Origin of the sequence: Neobacillus notoginsengisoli (genome assembly GCF_003515685.1) — a bacterium.
Lineage (GTDB): Bacteria > Bacillota > Bacilli > Bacillales > Cytobacillaceae > Bacillus_D > Bacillus_D notoginsengisoli.
This window is the reverse complement of sequence record NZ_QWEG01000007.1, coordinates 182,338-200,643: the sequence shown is the minus strand read 5'-3', so window position 1 is coordinate 200,643 and position 18,306 is coordinate 182,338. Positions and strand designations below refer to the sequence as shown.

Below are 18,306 nucleotides of genomic sequence, written 5' to 3'. Positions count from 1 at the left end.
GTAAAGAAGGTTTTTTACTGTTATAAAAATCCTGATGAAGCTTAATAAATATTTGGTATAATTATGAAAGAAAGATCAAAATTCTGGTTTAACGGTGATATAGTTCTAAAAGGAGAGTGCTAGAATGAGAGTTATTGACAGTAACTTTGATTATAATGCTTCAGCGTTATCTATCTCAACAGTTATCAAGTTAGAGAAATATACTTACGTAACTGATTACGCATTTAAACAAGATGGTAATATTGAAGGCCAAAGAAGTGTTATTTCCAAATCAGCAGCTGCTAGTAAAATAAGGGATAGAATGATTAAAGATTTTAAAAATGGGGGAGTTTTTCCTTCTGTAGTATTGGGGTTAATTGTAAAAGAAGAGGAATTAACAATGTTAAAGGAGTCTGAAAATTTAAATTACGATTTTGCAAGAATATTTAATTCCTATTCTATAGAAGATATTTCAATAATCGATGGAATGCAAAGAACTAATATATATAGAGGCTGTTTAGAAGGAAATGAGGAAAGAGAAGTTCGTGTTGAGTATTGGGTAGCTACTAATATTAGTAAACTACTTTATAGGATGCTTGTATTGAATACGGGGCAAGTTCCTTGGAATGTAAGACGACAAGTTGAGGTTATATATAAACCTATTATAACAACAATAAAAGAATTAGTAGAAAAAAAAGACAATGAATTATTTCCACAATTAAAGTTTTTTGATATAAATGATAAAGGCCGTAGGACAAATTCAGGTGAATTTCATAAGAATCAAATTGTAGATTTATTTTTGGTATATAGTCTTAGAAATGAAAAAACTGATATTTCTTCACAATTGGCTGAAGAATACAAAAAAATAGATTTAATGGACTCATTAGATCAATCAATAAGTTTAGATAGGTTCATAGATATTTTTATCGCTATGTGTAAGTTAGATCTTGCACTGGGAAGGTTGGATTTGTCTAGAATTGAGTTAGAGGGTAAATTTACAAATGGGAAAGATTTGTTTTCAAGTCATCCTGTTAGAGTTGGTTTCGTTGCAGCTGCTACGGAGCTAATAATCGGGAGAAAGGGTAGAGAAAGAAATACTGAACAGTCAGAAGAAGCATTAATTAGATTAAATGAAAATATTGAAGAAATTGTTTCAAGGTTGAATACGGATTTACATTCAATTGATGAAATAGAGGAATTCTTAGATTTTCAAATCCTAAATCAATGGCTAACTACACTTCCTAAGAGTAATGTGGGGGAAGCAGAAAGAACGGGATTTAAAAAAGCCTTTACTATGATATTTGAGGAAAAGGAAGGCTTTATTAAACTAGGCGAGTATTGGATGAATATCTAAGATGGCAAGAAATATTATTGAGACAATAATTAATATATTCGGTCAACTAGAAAGTTTGATAAATGATGAGGAAAAGGTAAGAATTATTCCGGCAGAGAAAAGAATAATTGCTCCATCCAATCATGATTATATCAATAAAAATATGAAAGTTCTGAAAAATAGTAATGTTATTAATAAGGTGCTTTTAAATTATAATACAAACATATTTGGGCTTTCATTTGACAATCGGTCATATGTCCTTATACCGGGAACAAGCCAATTAGAGGATGGATTTTCTCCGGGATTCATATTAAAAGCTACTGATATTGAACAGTTTGCAGATGGATTCAAGTTAATTGCAATGTCTGAAAAGTTAGTAGCCATAAAATCAGAAATTGACCTAAGTTTACTTCTTGTAGATAAAATATTTGGTTTACAGCCTAATGATAATAAAGAAGTGATATATGACATAAATGAAATAGTACCTTTCTATGCCGATTTCGAAGTATGGGAAATTGATCAAAAAATTTTTGATATTAATAACGAAAATGATTTATTTAGAATATACATTTTATGGAGAATCAGTAATGAGAAAGAGACGGAAAATAGACATAAATTTTCATTGAATTTTTTATTTAATACTTTGGAGCAATATGTAAAATTAACACAAAATCCAAATAGCAAGCATATTGCTAAGGTTTTATTTAGAGCAGTTTCATCCACAAGTTGGGAGCATTGCTATTTAGAGTTATATAGATGTATTGAAAAATTGTATACAATCTATCATATTGATTATTTACAGGGACAATTGAAAATGGATACAAATAATATTGCTAATTCTCTTGAAAATATAGGCTTTAAAAGCCGGGAAGTAAATGACGTTACAAAGTTATTTAAAAAAATTAGTACAAATCAATACTTATTTAAGAAGTTAAAAGAAGAAGTTTTTAATATTAAAAGTAGTTCTGAAAAAATTAGTCTTAGTCAAGAAACACTAAATAATCTTAAAGATTTAGTAGAAAATAATACTACTGCGAATGAGTCGGAAATCAGTTTTTTATTTAATAAACTAAAGAAAGAGTTTACCAGGAGTTCAGAAGATAACCTAATAGAAATTTCAGAAAAAATGGCAGAAAAGCTATACACGATTAGATGTAATATCGCGCATTTGAGTTATAAACATAATCATGTAGATTATGACGATGAACAATGGAATAATATCATCTTTATTATTCTAAATATAATTGAAGAATTATATGATATATATGGAAAACGCTTAGAGGAATTAAGCCTCATTTAGATACACTCGCAAAACTTTGTCATAAGTAAATGATTGAGCATCTAGGTAAATAACAACTGAATGTTGTTTGACAACCTATCGTTTTCCTGTAATAATGATTGTTAATTGCATACTGGTACCTTTAATTCAGTCCCGTGAGGCTGGCAAGGACAGCGGAAATAATGATGATTGCTATGGCAACCTATGTGTGTAGGTTTTCCATGGTTCATTATGTTAAGAAAAGCTTCTTGTCAGAAATGGCAAGGAGCTTTTTTTATTCCCAATCTCCTAAAGTACCAGGTTCTTAAATCTTACTTAATAGGAGGAAATGGTATGTCAAAAGTGGATAAAGAGTTTTCGTTACAGGCGGTGCCTAAGGCGAATCGAAACGGGTTTTGGAAAATTCTCGCGGTAATGCTTTCACTCAGTTTCTTCTCAGCAAGTATGTGGTCCGGGGGAACATTGGGAACGGGATTGTCGTTCACACAGTTTATTTGGATTGTGCTAACAGGTAACCTTGTACTTGGTCTTTACACAGGTGCATTGGCCCATATTGCAGCAAAAACAGGGTTATCCACTCATTTATTGACTCGCTATTCATTTGGTGAAAAGGGTTCTTATCTTTCTTCATTTTTGCTGGCATCTACCCAAGTAGGCTGGTTTGGTGTAGGGCTTGCGATGTTTGCCGTTCCGGTTGCAAAAGCGACTGGGGCCAATATTTATCTTTTAATAGCGATTTTTGGTCTGGCGATGACTGTATCAGCCATATTTGGAATGAAAACATTAACGATCTTAGGAATGGTTGCTGTTCCGGCGATAGCGATTTTTGGCAGTTACTCGATGGTCGACGCGGCGAACACAGCTGGAGGATTTCATGAATTGTTCGCTTACGAACCGAAACAGGCCATTAGTGTTGCTTTGGCATTAACAATTTGTATTGGGTCGTTTATCAGTGCTGGTACGCTAACGCCTGATTTTGCACGTTTTGCAAAAACATCACGGTCTGCTGTGGCTGCTAATATCATTGCCTTCTTTCTAGGGAATTCGCTCATGTTTTTATTTGGCGCAGTCGGAGCAATGGTTTACGGTAAAGCGGACATTTCGGACATCATGTTTTTACAAGGGTTACTAATCCCGGCAATCATCGTTCTAGGTTTAAATATTTGGACAACAAATGATAGCGCGTTATATGCTTCAGGACTTGGGTTTTCCAATATCACGAAAATACCGAAACATAAAGTGGTTGTTTTCAATGGAATTGTTGGAACACTGGCGGCGATGTGGCTGTATAACAACTTTGTTGGATTCTTGACGATTCTCGGCTCAACGTTGCCATCCATCGGAGCGATTATATTGGCGGACTATTTTTTATTGAAGCGCAGAAACTATCAACCATTTGAAACAATGAAATTTAAAGCCGTAAACTGGATTGCTATTGAAGCATGGGTCGGCGGTGTCGTCATCGCGAATGTTGCACCAGGGATCCCTCCGATCAATGCATTGTTGGGAACGGCCGTCATTTATGTGGTTGTAATGAAAACTATTCCGCAACAAGCAGTATCACTTAGCAAACTAAATCGTAAAGGTGAGATTATCAGTGATCATTAAAAATGCAAAGCTAAGAGGAAAAGATGGCCTTTGGCACTTATTTATAGAAGATGGCAAAATTGAAAAAATTACGCAACAACTTGGCGAGGGGTATGAAAAGGAAATAATCGATGTTGATGGTTCCCTAGTCCTTCCGCCGTTCATTGAGCCGCATATCCATTTGGATACAACCTTGACAGCAGGCGAACCTGAGTGGAATAAAAGCGGGACCCTATTTGAAGGAATCCAAAGATGGGCGCAGCGAAAAGAGACACTAACGATTGAAGACGTGAAAAAGAGGTCCAAGACAGCGTTAAAATGGCAAATTGCCCAAGGCATACAGCATGTCCGCACACACGTAGACGTAACGGACCCGGAGCTGACTGCTTTAAAAGCTATGCTTGAAGTGAAGGAAGAAATGGCACCTTTTGTAGATATTCAACTTGTAGCGTTCCCGCAGGAAGGTATTCTTTCCTATCCTAGTGGGTCAGATTTACTTGAGGAATCATTGAAAATGGGCGCGGACGTTGTAGGCGGCATTCCTCACTTTGAATTTACAAGGGAATACGGAGTGGATTCCTTAAAAATTGCCTTTGACCTAGCCGAAAAATATGACAGATTAGTTGACATCCACTGTGACGAAATTGATGATGAACAATCCCGGTTTGTAGAAGTTGTTGCAGCGGAGGCTTACAAGCGCGGATGGGGCACTCGGACAACAGCGAGCCATACAACGGCAATGGGCTCTTATAATGATGCGTATACGTATAAATTATTCCGTCTTTTAAAGCTTTCATCCATTAATTTCGTCTCAAATCCTCTTGTAAATATTCACCTTCAAGGAAGGTTCGATACGTATCCAAAACGCAGGGGCCTGACTCGCGTAAAAGAGCTGCAAGAGGCCGGACTAAACATTTGTTTTGGCCACGATGACATATTTGACCCATGGTATCCGCTAGGAACGGGGAACATGCTTCAAGTTTTGCATATGGGCATCCATGCTTCACAGCTAATGGGCTATGATCAAATTGTTGATTCCATTGATTTAATTACGAAAAACAGTGCAAAAACGTTACAAATTGAAGAGAATTACGGAATTGAAGAAGGAAAACCAGCTAACTTCATCGTCTTGTCCGCGGAAAACGAATACGAAGCGATTCGCAAGCAAGCAACGGTTAGGTATTCCTTCAGAAATGGCAAAATAATTGCTGAAACAAAACCAAGTGAGGCAACCATCACTCTGGGGCAAAAAGAGGAAAGGGTTAATTTTACTAAATAGAATTAACTGTCCGATATGAAAACTGCTTTCTCAAAACCAGCCTGCTCAATTAATGAGGCTGGTTTTTTTGAGTAGAAGCCCAAGGTGCATTGAAGCAGCCCTCTCCAGAGTGTAACTCGCTTTAGTGGTGGGAGTTATCTTGAAATAATGTTATCATGGAGGCATTATGCCTTTAGGAGACCAGGAATTTATGAATATACCAATATTATTTGAAGATAACCATCTGCTTTTGGTAGAAAAGCCAATTAACGTTCCTGTCCAGGAAGATAGTAGTGGCGATCTTGATTTGTTAACTGCGTTAAAAGATGACCTGAAATTACGATACCAAAAGCCGGGTAATGTTTATTTGGGACTTGTACATCGCCTGGACCGTCCAGTTGGCGGGGTCATGGTGTTTGCAAAAACGTCTAAGGCCGCCTCCAGATTATCGGATATGATACGCAGACATGTGATTGAACGAAAGTATTTAGCGGTTGTTCATGGAACCCCTAACAAGAAAAGGGCACAACTTGTCCATTATCTTCATAAGGATCATCGGAAGAATAAGGTGTCGGCTGTTTCTCCTGATCATCCAAACGCAAAAAAGGCTGTGCTTGAGTACGAGGTTCTGGCATCGAAAAAAGGATTCAGCCTCCTTTCTGTCAATCTTCACACAGGAAGACCCCATCAAATCCGGGTCCAGTTGTCTACCATCGGCCATCCGATTTTCGGGGATCAAAAATACGGGGAACATCTTACTAAACCGGGACAACAAATTGCACTTTGGGCTCATTCGATTCATTTCGAGCATCCTGTCGGGAAGGAACCAATAGAAGTTTATTCAATCCCGCCAGTTAATGATCCTTGGGATTTATGGGAGCTTGTTACAAACCGAGAATTTGCGGAACTTTCTACTTCGTTGTAATGCCAAGTACCGTCCACGTTTTGTCCGTTCTTTTTTGACACTATTCGGAGAGAGACGATACGTACTGTTTTAAGTGTCTCAATTTAATGTTACAATAATAAAATCCGAAACTTATCGTAGGTGATAAAATGATTTTGACATTTAATCGCTCAATTAAAATACACTTTTTCACAAAAAAACCTTGACTGGAGATGGTCAAGGTTTTTTTTGCCCAAGGGAAACAATTTGTAGGGAGGTAAAATGATTGAAGCAAGTAGTGAGCAACAAAGCGCCGCTTATTGCGGGGTGGATTAGTTTAATCAGCAATATTGTCCTTACCGTTTTAAAGATTGTTGTCGGAATCATATTTCATAGCCCAGTTTTGCTCGCGGATGGGTATCATAATGCAGGTGATGTTGTCGCGAGTGGTGCGGCGTTAACATCAATGCGAATTTCCAAGCTTCCTGCTGATGATGATCATCCTTATGGCCATGGCAAAGCAGAGGTGATTAGTTCTGGAATTGTCGCGCTTATTTTGGGTGCTGCAGCCATATATATTGCATACGAGTCTATTTCGGCGTTCTTTTCAGCACCTGAAAAAGCAAGCATCATTGCATTTATGACAGCCATTTTTTCGCTTGTGTTGAAAATAGGTTTATATTTCTACACAATTCGTATCGGTAAAGATGTGAACAGTAAAGGATTGATTGCGACTGCCTACGATCATCTTGCAGATGTTTATGCTTCATTAGCAGCTGTCGCAGGGATTGGGCTCGGACTCGCAGGAGACCATTACAGCATTAAGTTTTTATCTTACGGGGACCCCATTGCAGGAATCATTGTAACGGTTTTAGTCTTTAAACTTGCATATGGAATGGGAAAAGAAGCGCTCGACACACTAATGGAAAAAAGTGTAGGGCAAGAAAGACTGGAGAGTTTTTCTGAACTGATTCGTTCAGTGCCAGAAGTGAGAAGAATCGATCGTCTTCGTGCCAGGGAACACGGGCATTATATTTTAGTCGACCTTCGTGCTAGTGTCGACGGAAAATTAACGATTCAAGAAGGGCACGATATTATACGGAAAATAAAGAAGACCATTATGGATGAAAACGTTGATGTCGATGAAGTTCTTATCCATTTAAATCCATGGTATGACGAAAAAATTTGAAAGTATTATAATCATGGGTAAAGATTTGACTTGCCGAAACCGATAGTAAATGGCGGTACCACTGTCACCGCCCGTATTTTGTCGAATTTTTGACGACATGATCCGGGGAGTGACAGGCAGTTGTTTTAATCGCAAATCGTCAAATATGTACAAACCACTTTAAAATCAGATATAGTTAAGAAACAAAACGGAGTTACATTGGGCGTTAAAATGAAAGAAGGGTGGAGGATCATGTTTTTGTCATATCCAATCCTGGCATCTCTTTTGGGCGTCCTGATAGCCCAATTTGTAAAAATTCCGATTCATTACCTGGCAACCGGAAGGCTGCAGTGGAATCTCCTATTCAGCACCGGCGGTATGCCGAGTTCGCATACGGCCTCGATTATCGCTTTGACGACAGCGATCGGTATGACAACCGGCATTGATTCAAACGAGTTTGCGATTGCCCTGGTGGTTTCCCTGATTGTCATGCATGATGCGACCGGGGTCCGCAGGCATGCGGGGTATCATGCGGCCACATTGAATAAGTTGCTGGACGACTTTAATCGTCTGATTGATTCCATCCGGGACCACCAGTTTGAGAAAACCGAGTACAGGGGACCGCTGAAAGAATTGCTGGGCCATAAACCGCTCGAGGTGTTTTTCGGTATCATTACGGGGATTTTGATTGCGGTTGGGACGTATTATATTTATCCGTTTTAGCTTTAGTTTCCAGTGGAGGCCTTTCCACAGCTTGGATTGGGAGAAGCCATTTTTTGATGATACCGTAAAAAAAGATGCCTGGCACGACCTGTACTTTGCCAAAAAAACGGCGATTTCCAGGAGTGGCAGGCATTTTTTTAGTTCCATTCACTTACATACTGAGCGGAGCGTTTCCTAGGTTGTCCATGCCCAAGTATGAAGGAACCTTCAACTTCCTTCACCTTTTTCTCAAAATCCTCAAAGCCATTCAAAATGTAATAATGAATGTTTTCAGGAATTTGGAACTCTTGAGCATATTTTTCTAATAATTGATCAGTGTATTCTTCTTGCTCAACATCTTCTGGAATTTGCACGGTAAGTGCCAGCGCATAAACCTTTCTTTCGGGAATTAACTCAATGACTCTACGAACAAGATACGCCTCTGAAATTTCATTGTGGCGGCTAAGTTCGTCGACAATTGCCGCAACTTCCTCCGGAGTTTGATTGTGTGGGACGTAATGGTCATCAAAGCTGAGGGCGGCAAATTCTTCATCGAACTGCTCGATGATATTTGGCCATGCTTCAAGCTGGGCTCTAGCTTCTTCAAAGGCCTCCATTTGGCCGGTATAATAGTAATATTCACAAAGAGACTCTAAGGCCTCTTCCTTTAGCTCCCAATCAATATCCACCGATTTTTTGATAAAAACCTCACCCTTTTGGGCAGTTTCTTCTTTATGCAAATAGATATTTCCGAGTGAAAGGTAAGCGGGGGCAATCCCCTCCTCGGGATATTGGGCAATAATTTCCTCAAGCAAGGCAGCCGCCGGTTCATTGCCAACAAGTTGGCGGACCAGAACTGCTTTATCGAATTTTCCTTGGAGATCAAGCTCCTTACGATTCTCTAATTCTTGCAATCTATTTTTTGCTTCATTATAGGAAGCAATATGGTCGTTCCACTTTTCACCATTCCATTCAAGCCAAGATTGATTGAATTGCTGCAGGATTGATTCCGGATTGGAAAAGAAATAGTCAACTGCCGACTCCTCATTTTTTGGAATATTTGAAGTCATCCCGATAGCCTTTAACCGGTCAGTCAGGCAAGGGTGGGTATCGAATACGCTGCTTTCCCTATCGAGTTGATTTTTTAAAAATGAATTGGCAATTACCGGATCGAGCCTTTGTGACTTATTGAAAAACTGAGAGTATGGCTGCGGTACTGCATTGTTTTTTGAACTTTCTTCGAAAAGCTCTTTAAAGTAATCTTCATAGTAGTATTGCGCGCCAATTGAAATGGCACATAAAGTATCGCGGACTGCTTCTGGAGAGGTTACCCTAGCAGCTGCGGCATCGGCAGCATATTCCTCCTGGCGGGCCATGACAAACGTATGAGCCGAATAACGAGGATAAAACCATTGGATAAATTTCCGGAATAAGAAAGTTCCAAATTGTTCATTTTTTTCTAAGGATGTCATAAGCTGTGCCCAAGTCATTCTCACACGGTAAATCATCGCACCGAACGACGTGTCTGAATGTGAAATATGTGCTAACTCGTGGGCTAATACGGAGATGAACTGTTCCCGGGTCAAACTGGACATCAGCGGAATTCCTATCAGCAAAATATTTTTCTTCGGACCAAACAAACCAAACTTATGATGCTGTAAAACAGCTGCATTAAAATCATCGTCTAATACAATCGCATGAATTTTAGGTGTTTTAAGCTTATTGCTAATATCCGAGATAGCTTTCTGTAATTCAGGCGCTTCATTTTCCTTTAAATAATGCCCTTGGGGCAGCTGCATTTTAACAAAAAGGGATTTAATAATGAAAAATGATAGTCCCCCGGTTATGGCCAATACTTTTAAGCTGCCAAACGTAAAATGCCCGTCTGCCAAATACAGGACTGAAATAGTAAGAAAAAATAAAACCAGTGCAAGAGAGAGTAAAATATACCCGTAGCCAAGTGCCGTTAAGAGAAGAACCTTAAAACGGTAACTCCCAGGATTCTCTTCCGCTTTTTTCTCAAGCTTTCTTACCAGTAATTCAAACTCCTCGTTTGTCATGCCTCTACCCCTTTCAAGTTCTTCCAATCAACTCCATTAAATCATGTTTTTTACAGATGGGATAGTCCTGTTTTTGGAAAATCCTGTTTTTTATGTTTTTATAGTCTCCTGGATTTGTCCTTTTAAAATATGTCCTTAATGATAAAAAAACGAACTACAGAGATGTGAGCAGCCGCACAATAAGTGAGCGTAAAATTAAAGAAAGGAACCGGCATAAGCCGGTTCCAAACAAGGGTTATTGAATTGTTTTTGCCGCCCGCGTTGGCCAGAAAAAACCGATTAATGCACCAACTAGCGCAGGTATCATCCAGCCAAGCCCAATCACATAAAGCGGTAAATAATGCTGATAGAACAGTTTTATGGATTCAAATAAAGACAAAGACGCACCGGGTAGACTGGCGACTAACGAGCTGTAGCCGTCAAAGAAGCTAACGCAAAAAGTGAAGAAGATTGCGGTTGCGTATACACTCTGCTTATGGGCAAAGATGGGTGAACATAAGGATAATAAAATTAAAACAATAGCTAAAGGATACAATAACATTAAGACGGGAACCGCAAATTGAATGATATTGGTTAACCCAAAGTTGGCAATGCAAAATGACAGAAGACATAGCAGCAGAACGAACCATTTATAACTGATTCTTGGAAAAAGTTTATTGAAAAACTCACCGCAAGCCGTAATAAGTCCGATGCTCGTCTTTAAACAAGCGAGGACAATAATAATGGCTAGTAAAATATTTCCGAATGATCCGAAATAATGCTGGGCCACTGCCGCGAAGATTAACCCGCCATTATCGTAGGATCCAATAGCCGAAACGCTTGATGCCCCCATATAGGTAATAAGTCCGTAAATGAGCATCATCAGGACCATGGCGAAAATACCTGATTTCCAAGTGACTTTGGCAATTTCCTTCGTATTGGTAATGCCTTTTCCCTTAATGGCCTGGATCACGACGATGCCGAATGCGAGGGATGCAAGAGCATCCATTGTATTATAGCCCTCTTTAAAGCCCGTCATAAACGCTAAGCTGCTGTAGTCGCCAGTTGGCTTATCGAATGGACCCATTGGGTTGACAATGGCAATGACGATTAATAAGAATAGAAACAATAAAAATGCAGGAGTTAAATATTTACCGATATAGTCGATTATTTTTGCTGGATTCAAAGAGAAATAATAGACAATCGCAAAAAATAATAAACTAAAGATTCCTAAATATAAACTGCCATGGGCAGAGTGGATATAAGGCTCAAAGCCGACCACGAACGGCACCGTAGCTGTCCGCGGAATGGCAAAAAAAGGTCCAATGGTTAAGTAAAGCGCTATTGAGAAGGCAACGCCAAATACTGGATGGACCCGGCTTGCTAAATGACGCAGTCCACTACTAGCCGATAACCCAAAGGCTAATATCCCCAAAAATGGAAGACCGATTGCCGTAATAAGAAAGCCAATTAAAGCAGGCCAAAAATTTGTGCCGGCGAGCTGCCCCATTTGAATCGGGAAAATTAAATTTCCTGCACCAAAGAACATTCCGAACAGCATCGTCCCAATGATGGCATAGGTAGAAAATGATGTGTTTTGTTTCATATTTTTGCTCCTTCTAGATGGATGTCATTATATTAACATCTATCTTAGGAGTCAGCTATAGCAATATAAGGAACCTTTCAGATTTGATGGATGTCTTCAATGGTTATCTTTGAATCAGGATACCAGCCTTAGAAAACAGATAGTAAGTCATTCGTTTTGGTGTGATTTAAATCACACTGTCCCTGGTTAGCATTCTCTATAATAAACAACGTAGATATAGTGTTAACAAAGGAGTGTTTGGTTTGTTAAATCAACATAAGATTGACATTGTAAAATCAACTGTACCTGTTTTAGAACAGCATGGAGAAAAAATTACAACTCGCTTTTATGAGTTAATGTTCGGGGCGCATCCTGAGTTATTGAATGTTTTTAACCATGCAAACCAGAAACAGGGCAAACAGCAAAAGGCGCTTGCAGGTGCGGTGTATGCTGCTGCGATGTATATTGATCATCTTGAAGCCATTCTGCCAGCGGTTAAGCAAATTGCCCACAAACATCGCAGCCTGGGGATTAAACCGGAACATTATCCAATTGTCGGTAAATACCTCATCCTAGCAATCAAGGATGTACTTGGTGATGCCGCAACGGATGAAATCATTGAGGCTTGGACCGAAGCGTATGGTGTAATTGCCGATGCATTTATTAGTATTGAAGCACAGATGTATGAAGAATCAGCCACACAGAAAGGCGGCTGGGGTGGATACCGTTCCTTTATTGTCGACCGCAAAGTGGATGAAAGTAATGTGATTACATCCTTTTACCTTAAACCGAAGGATAATAAATCCATTGCTGATTTTCTGCCCGGCCAATACATTAGCATTCAATTGGAGATGTCTGGTGAGGAATTTACCCATGTTCGGCAGTACAGTCTCTCCGATGCGCCAGGAAGAAACCACTATCGCATTAGCGTAAAACGGGAAACAAGTCCTGAAAATCCAGATGGCAAAGTGTCCAATTATCTTCATGAACATGTGAAGGAAGGGGACGAGCTAAAAATCAGCGCACCAGCCGGGGACTTTGTCTTAGATTTGCAGAAGAAAACACCAGTCGTATTGATCAGCGGCGGTGTTGGACTAACTCCGATGATGAGTATGTTAAATACTGTGGTTGAGGTTCAGCCGGAGCGGGAGGTTACATTTATTCATGCCGCTCAAAATAGCAACGTCCATGCTTTACGTGATGAAGTAAATGTCATCGCCGAAAAAGAAAACGTAAACTCTTTTGTTTTTTATGATTCGCCCACAGAAGAAGACCGTCAAAATGGCAGCTTTGACGTTGAAGGTTATGTAACTAAAATGTGGTTGGAGGAAAATGTACAAATTCAAGAGGCGGATTTCTATTTCTGTGGCCCGACTCCATTCATGAAGGCCATCTACCGTTCCTTAAAAGAATTAGATGTAAAAGAAGACAAAATCCACTACGAGTTTTTTGGACCGAAGGGTGACTTGACAGCTTAATTGGTATAAAACTTCATGTCGAATATCTTAAAATGATCTGGCACCTTTTGTAGGTGCCAGATCTATTTTTTTTTAAGAAAAGGGAACAGCACCCTCTATTTTGGTTGGAGAGGGGTTGTTTTGTTATTCTTAAAAACTTTTTGCAAAACTGTAAAAGCAAAACTTTCAAACCCTATACGATTCAACAATGAAAGCGATTACCCTTAAAAAATAGAAAAATTTAAAATTGACTGAACAGTCCAATTATACTATTATTCTACTATTACATTATTTTTCGTAACACTAAATATACTAAACCTCTTAGAGAAAGAAGTGAGCTTATGTCACAAATGCTGGCGCTAGTGATTATTGTAGGCATCCTGTTGATTGGGGACTTAGTTGCTGTACGGACGAAAGCCTGGGTACCGTCCATGTTTGTCTGTGCCGTCCTATTCCTAGCAGGTTATTGGACGTTCTTCCCGAAAGACATTGTCTCCATAGCAGGTGTACCGCCTGTAGTGGCTACTATGATGATGTATTTACTCATCACTAACATGGGTACATTATTATCCCTTAAAGAATTAAAAAAACAGTGGAAAACAATCGTTATAGCTCTTTTTGGAATTGTTGGTATTATCGCCATCTTAATGACAGTGGGAAGTCTTATTTTTGGGTTTAAGACAGTTGTTGTCGCGATTCCTCCTTTAGTGGGTGGAGTCGTATCCGCTCTTATCATGTCTGAAGGTGCGAGAGAAGCAGGCCTTACTTCCCTTTCCGTTTTTGCCATCGTCATCTATGTTGCGCAAGGGTTTGCCGGTTATCCAATCACCTCAGTCGTATTAAAGAAAGAAGGGAAAAGGCTGTTAACCCTCTATCGCAGCGGACAGATGACCGCCTATAAAGAGCAAGAAACTGCACAGTCAGAGGTGGCTGCCGCTTCAGAGACAGCCAAACCGAAATTTAATCTTGTTAAAAACTTGCCAGAAAAATATAACACCGATTTCTTTAAGCTGTTTAGGCTTGCGCTTGTAGCTTATCTTGCCTATTTGGTTTCGGCCTTGGCAGCACCGGTTGTTTCCATCAGCCCGTTTGTTCTGTGTTTATTGTTTGGGGTGATTGCTTCAAGTGCAGGCTTTTTGGAAAGACAGGTCTTACAAAAAGCCAATGGCTTTGGCATGGCATTAATGGTACTGATGCTGTTTATTTTTGACGGCTTAAAACAAGCAACACCAAGTATGATGCTCGAAATTGTATACCCGCTGGTCGGCACGATTATTTTGGCCGTGATCGGGATGTATATTTTCTCCTTTATCGCCGGAAAGATTTTAAAGGTAAGCAAGCATATGGCATTCGCTGTTTCCCTAACCGCCCTGTATGGGTTTCCAGCTGATTATATTATTACCAATGAAGTCATAAAGTCGTTAACGGATGACGAAAAAGAAAGAGACATGCTGACAAGCCATATGCTGCCGCCGATGCTGGTTGGTGGTTTTATAACAGTTACGATTGTCTCAGTCATCTTGGCCGGCATCTTTGTTGGATTCTTGAAGTAATTGGAGGGGAAAGCATTGATAGGTTTACAGGAACGAATTGAAAAGCATATCGAGGCACTTAGTCAATTTACCGCTACCCCGGGCAAAGGGACAACGAGGCTGACCTATAGCAAAGAGGACTTACAAGCCCGCGAATATCTGAAGGAAAAAATGAGGGAATATGGTCTTGAAGTAAGAGAAGATGGTCTAGGCAATATTTTTAGCAGGGTGGAAGGTACGTTAAAGGATGCACCGAGTGTGCTGATCGGTTCTCATTTTGATTCAGTACCAAACGGCGGGTCCTACGACGGTCCTACCGGAGTGGTGGCCGCACTCGAGGTTGCTGGTCTGTTTTTGAAAAATAGGCTCAAACCCAAATATCCGTTAGAAGTCGTTGCCATGATAGAAGAAGAAGGAACGAGATTTGGCGGGGGCCTGATGGGCTCGAGGGGAATCGTCGGTCTGTTGGGCGAGGAAGAGTTTCTGAGGTTACAAGATAAAGATGGGGTGACAACGGAGGAAGCGATGAAGAGAATCGGCCTCGACCCTTCTCTTTCGAAAAAAAGAGACCCAAAAACGATGAAGGCCTTCCTGGAATTGCACATTGAACAAGGACCTATCCTTGAAGAAAAGGGAATTCCTATAGGAATGGTAGAGGCCATTGTCGGGTTAACCCAATTAGAAGTGACAGTTAAAGGGCAGGCTGGGCATGCGGGCACGACCCCAATGAACCGCCGCGCGGATGCATTAGTTGCGGCAGCCAACATGATTGCCCGGTTCCCCGAGATCGCCTCTAGTGAAGGGGAAGGAACCGTCATTACCACCGGCCGCTTGAACGTTTGGCCAAATGGGGCAAATGTGATTCCTGATAAGGTCGTATTCACGGTCGATATACGGTCAGGAAAAGAAGAGCACGTCCTTCATGCAGTCGAGGAGGTCATTGGATTGATCGAAGCCTATAATGGAAATGGAATCGAGACATCTGTGCAGCAGCAATTATATATGCCGCCAAAGGCCATGAATCAAGAAATCATTTCACTTTTTAAAGAGAAATGCAGTGAGTTGAACCTTCCATACTGTTCGATAAACAGCGGGGCAGGCCATGATGCGATGGTCATGTCCGAGGTGACCGATGTAGCCATGTTGTTTATTCCAAGCAAGAACGGACTAAGCCACTGTCCGGAGGAATGGTCGGACGCCAAAGAAATTGCAAACGCAACAGCTATTTTATATGAAGCAGCTAAGACATTAACGGAGGCAGAATAAAAGTGATCCATGCAAAATTAGCGAAAGCGATTCAAGCGTACAATGAGGAATTAATTGAGTTACGCAGAAAGTTCCACAGTGAACCGGAATTATCCTTTGAAGAATTTAAGACTACGGCCTTTGTTTGTGAATACCTTGAGAACCTGGGAATCTCTTATCGTAAGACAAAACCAACAGGGGTTATTGCGACCATCGAAGGGGGAAATCCGGGTAAAACCGTTGCGTTAAGAGCCGATATGGATGCCTTGACAGTTGAACAATTAAATAAGGATTTGCCCTATGCATCAAAAGAAGAGGGAAAGATGCACGCATGTGGACATGACGCCCATACGGCGATGCTGCTCATTGCCGCTAAAGCGCTAAATGAAATCAAAGAAGAATTGCCGGGCAATGTCCGTTTGATTTTCCAGCCGGCCGAGGAAATAGCAGCTGGAGCGAAAGCAATGGTATCACAGGGAGCAATGGACGGAGTGGACAATGTTTTCGGTATCCATATTTGGTCACAGATGCCGACAGGAACTGTTTCCTGTACGCCAGGCCCATCCTTTGCATCCGCAGATCTATTTACCGTCACCTTTAAAGGGAAGGGCGGCCACGGGGCCATCCCGCATGATTGTATTGATGCAGCGGTCGTTGCTTCCTCTTTTGTGATGAATGTTCAATCAGTCGTATCGAGGACAATTGACCCACAGCAGCCAGCTGTGTTAACTGTCGGGAAAATGGTGGTCGGGACAAGATTCAATGTCATTGCTGAAAATGCTGTGATAGAGGGAACTGTACGCTGTTTCGATCCGACGGTGAAGGACCATATTGAACAGCAGCTGCGAAACTACGCGGAACAAGTAGCAGCAATTTATGGAGCAACGGCGGAGGTAGAGTACACGTATGGCACCGTGGCTGTCATCAACGATGAAGAGAGTGCAAAACTCGTGCAAAAAACAGCCGCTGAAGCATTTGGTGCGGAGGTCATCTATCATGAAAAGCCAACCATGGGCGCCGAGGACTTTAGTGAATACATGATGAAGGCTCCTGGCAGCTTTGCCCTTGTTGGCAGCGGCAACCCTGAAAAAGACACTCAATGGGCCCACCATCACGGCAAATTCAACATTGACGAAGACGCCCTTGCAACTGGCGCAGAACTCTATGCTCAATACGCCTGGGCATACCTAAACGAATAGAAATGAAATAAGGAATAGTCGAAAAGAATGTCAGATGCTAATATAGACATTGTCTGTGTAGGATGAGGCCAGCTAGAGGAATAGCTGGCTATGCTTTTTATTAAGGCTGTGTTATAGGAGTATGTTTATTTTAATTACGTTGATTGGAGCGAAGGGTACCGACTCCGGCGGGATGAAGCGGCAAGGTGGAGACCCCGCAGGCGCTTTAAGCGCCGAGGAGGCTCCACTGACGCCCCGCGGAAAGAGTGTACCCGAAGCGGAAATCAACAGCCAAATGAACAACTCCGGTTAATTGGTATATATAAAGAGGCAGTACTCAAAGGAGCTAGTTATATGACTCAAAAAAACACCTTACATATTTTAAATGGACAGGTTATGTATGACCATTTTAAAAAGACACAATTTCTCGAAGAAGAATGGATGATTCCCTTTAACGAGGCGATGTGTTATGGAGACACGTGTGACGATTTATTTTCTCCTCAATTCACCGAAACACGGGCTAAGGTTCATCACGTTACAACTGAACAATATACTGACATCACGCTAAAACCATTGAAACCCCTCTTTTGCAAAAATTATACTCATCTTTTCTTATGGTTTGATGGAGATATGTTTTGTCAGATCAATATTCTGACAATCCTAGCCTGGTTGGACCAGACGGGTTATATGGGGTCTATTGAACTGCATATAGTCGGGGATAAGTATGAACGTAAGGAAAGTTTTAGCTTGAAAGCAGAGGGATATGATCCAATTTACAAACAAGTTTTGATTCAAAAAAAATCCCCCGAATCCATTTTTCCAGACGTATTAAAAAACGGAATCGAATTGTATTTAGCTTATCTTAAAGATGATAGTGACCTTATTCGCACTATTAAAAAGCACCAGCATATGCCAGAAGCAGAGCTTGTAACGAAATTAATTGTAGAATTCCAACATCTTGGGCTAGGGGATACGCAATATCTCGAGATGATCAGAAAATATCGTGAAACATAAAACAAGTGCCTGCCATTACCTACATTTTGTCGAATCATTTTCGACAAAACTAGGTGAGTGACAGGCA

At 40.6% G+C, this 18,306-nt stretch carries 15 protein-coding genes; 13 read left to right on the top strand and 2 right to left on the bottom strand.

All coding sequences use genetic code 11. The annotated features are described in order from the left end of the window. Positions 1 to 124: 124 nt before the first annotated feature. From D1B31_RS12570 to D1B31_RS12540, 7 genes are all read left to right on the top strand, one after another. Positions 125 to 1,333 carry a hypothetical protein gene (locus D1B31_RS12570; RefSeq protein ID WP_118921138.1) on the top strand — a complete coding sequence of 403 codons (1,209 nt, stop codon included), beginning with the start codon at positions 125 to 127 and terminating at the stop codon, positions 1,331 to 1,333. Between the two features lies 1 nt (position 1,334). Further along, complete coding sequence (locus D1B31_RS12565; protein ID WP_118921137.1) at positions 1,335 to 2,612, top strand: hypothetical protein; 1,278 nt, start codon at positions 1,335 to 1,337, stop codon at positions 2,610 to 2,612. Positions 2,613 to 2,924: 312 nt separating this feature from the next. Beyond that, positions 2,925 to 4,199, top strand: coding sequence for a cytosine permease (codB, locus tag D1B31_RS12560; protein ID WP_118921136.1), 1,275 nt, complete (start codon positions 2,925 to 2,927; stop codon positions 4,197 to 4,199). Further along, positions 4,189 to 5,457 carry a cytosine deaminase gene (locus D1B31_RS12555; protein ID WP_118921135.1) on the top strand — a complete coding sequence of 423 codons (1,269 nt, stop codon included), beginning with the start codon at positions 4,189 to 4,191 and terminating at the stop codon, positions 5,455 to 5,457. Before codB ends, D1B31_RS12555 begins: the two co-directional genes overlap by 11 nt. 190 nt (positions 5,458 to 5,647) lie before the next feature. Next, positions 5,648 to 6,361 carry an RluA family pseudouridine synthase gene (locus tag D1B31_RS12550; protein WP_118921210.1) on the top strand — a complete coding sequence of 238 codons (714 nt, stop codon included), beginning with the start codon at positions 5,648 to 5,650 and terminating at the stop codon, positions 6,359 to 6,361. A gap of 244 nt (positions 6,362 to 6,605) precedes the next feature. Beyond that, positions 6,606 to 7,508, top strand: coding sequence for a cation diffusion facilitator family transporter (locus D1B31_RS12545; RefSeq protein ID WP_118921134.1), 903 nt, complete (start codon positions 6,606 to 6,608; stop codon positions 7,506 to 7,508). Between the two features lie 231 nt (positions 7,509 to 7,739). Further along, complete coding sequence (locus tag D1B31_RS12540) at positions 7,740 to 8,210, top strand: divergent PAP2 family protein (RefSeq protein ID WP_118921209.1); 471 nt, start codon at positions 7,740 to 7,742, stop codon at positions 8,208 to 8,210. A 137-nt stretch (positions 8,211 to 8,347) separates the two neighbouring features. Here D1B31_RS12540 and D1B31_RS12535 read toward each other — a convergent pair whose 3' ends face one another. Both D1B31_RS12535 and brnQ read right to left on the bottom strand, forming a co-directional pair. Then, positions 8,348 to 10,249, bottom strand: a complete 1,902-nt coding sequence (locus tag D1B31_RS12535) for a M48 family metallopeptidase (RefSeq protein WP_118921133.1) — start codon at positions 10,247 to 10,249, stop codon at positions 8,348 to 8,350. Positions 10,250 to 10,484: 235 nt separating this feature from the next. After that, positions 10,485 to 11,834: a branched-chain amino acid transport system II carrier protein gene (gene brnQ, locus D1B31_RS12530; protein ID WP_118921132.1), complete on the bottom strand. Its 1,350-nt coding sequence runs from the start codon at positions 11,832 to 11,834 to the stop codon at positions 10,485 to 10,487. 242 nt (positions 11,835 to 12,076) lie between these two features. On the opposite strand from brnQ, the gene hmpA reads away from it, so the two are divergent. The 6 genes from hmpA (at position 12,077) to D1B31_RS12505 (ending at position 18,239) form a co-directional block, all read left to right on the top strand. Next, positions 12,077 to 13,291, top strand: coding sequence for an NO-inducible flavohemoprotein (gene hmpA / locus D1B31_RS12525; RefSeq protein WP_118921131.1), 1,215 nt, complete (start codon positions 12,077 to 12,079; stop codon positions 13,289 to 13,291). A 320-nt stretch (positions 13,292 to 13,611) separates the two neighbouring features. Beyond that, positions 13,612 to 14,823: a hypothetical protein gene (locus D1B31_RS12520; protein ID WP_118921130.1), complete on the top strand. Its 1,212-nt coding sequence runs from the start codon at positions 13,612 to 13,614 to the stop codon at positions 14,821 to 14,823. A gap of 15 nt (positions 14,824 to 14,838) precedes the next feature. Continuing rightward, positions 14,839 to 16,068: a Zn-dependent hydrolase gene (locus D1B31_RS12515; RefSeq protein ID WP_118921129.1), complete on the top strand. Its 1,230-nt coding sequence runs from the start codon at positions 14,839 to 14,841 to the stop codon at positions 16,066 to 16,068. Between the two features lie 2 nt (positions 16,069 to 16,070). Next, positions 16,071 to 17,246 (top strand): M20 family metallopeptidase, encoded by a 1,176-nt coding sequence (locus tag D1B31_RS12510; protein ID WP_118921128.1) that lies wholly within the window; start codon positions 16,071 to 16,073, stop codon positions 17,244 to 17,246. Between the two features lie 121 nt (positions 17,247 to 17,367). Then, positions 17,368 to 17,538, top strand: a complete 171-nt coding sequence (locus D1B31_RS24275) for a hypothetical protein (protein ID WP_158587533.1) — start codon at positions 17,368 to 17,370, stop codon at positions 17,536 to 17,538. Positions 17,539 to 17,579: 41 nt separating this feature from the next. Beyond that, on the top strand, positions 17,580 to 18,239 hold the full coding sequence (locus tag D1B31_RS12505; RefSeq protein ID WP_118921127.1) for an AraC family transcriptional regulator: 660 nt from the start codon (positions 17,580 to 17,582) through the stop codon (positions 18,237 to 18,239). Positions 18,240 to 18,306: the final 67 nt, after the last annotated feature.

What these genes read in the sequence shown, in the direction of transcription:
- D1B31_RS12570 (WP_118921138.1), top strand. Translation starts at nt 125, where the DNA reads ATGAGAGTTATTGACAGTAACTTTGATTATAATGCTTCAGCGTTATCT.
- D1B31_RS12565 (WP_118921137.1), top strand. Translation starts at nt 1,335, where the DNA reads ATGGCAAGAAATATTATTGAGACAATAATTAATATATTCGGTCAACTA.
- codB (WP_118921136.1), top strand. Translation starts at nt 2,925, where the DNA reads ATGTCAAAAGTGGATAAAGAGTTTTCGTTACAGGCGGTGCCTAAGGCG.
- D1B31_RS12550 (WP_118921210.1), top strand. Translation starts at nt 5,648, where the DNA reads ATGAATATACCAATATTATTTGAAGATAACCATCTGCTTTTGGTAGAA.
- D1B31_RS12540 (WP_118921209.1), top strand. Translation starts at nt 7,740, where the DNA reads ATGTTTTTGTCATATCCAATCCTGGCATCTCTTTTGGGCGTCCTGATA.
- D1B31_RS12535 (WP_118921133.1), bottom strand. Translation starts at nt 10,249, where the DNA reads ATGACAAACGAGGAGTTTGAATTACTGGTAAGAAAGCTTGAGAAAAAA.
- brnQ (WP_118921132.1), bottom strand. Translation starts at nt 11,834, where the DNA reads ATGAAACAAAACACATCATTTTCTACCTATGCCATCATTGGGACGATG.
- D1B31_RS12520 (WP_118921130.1), top strand. Translation starts at nt 13,612, where the DNA reads ATGTCACAAATGCTGGCGCTAGTGATTATTGTAGGCATCCTGTTGATT.
- D1B31_RS24275 (WP_158587533.1), top strand. Translation starts at nt 17,368, where the DNA reads ATGTTTATTTTAATTACGTTGATTGGAGCGAAGGGTACCGACTCCGGC.
- D1B31_RS12505 (WP_118921127.1), top strand. Translation starts at nt 17,580, where the DNA reads ATGACTCAAAAAAACACCTTACATATTTTAAATGGACAGGTTATGTAT.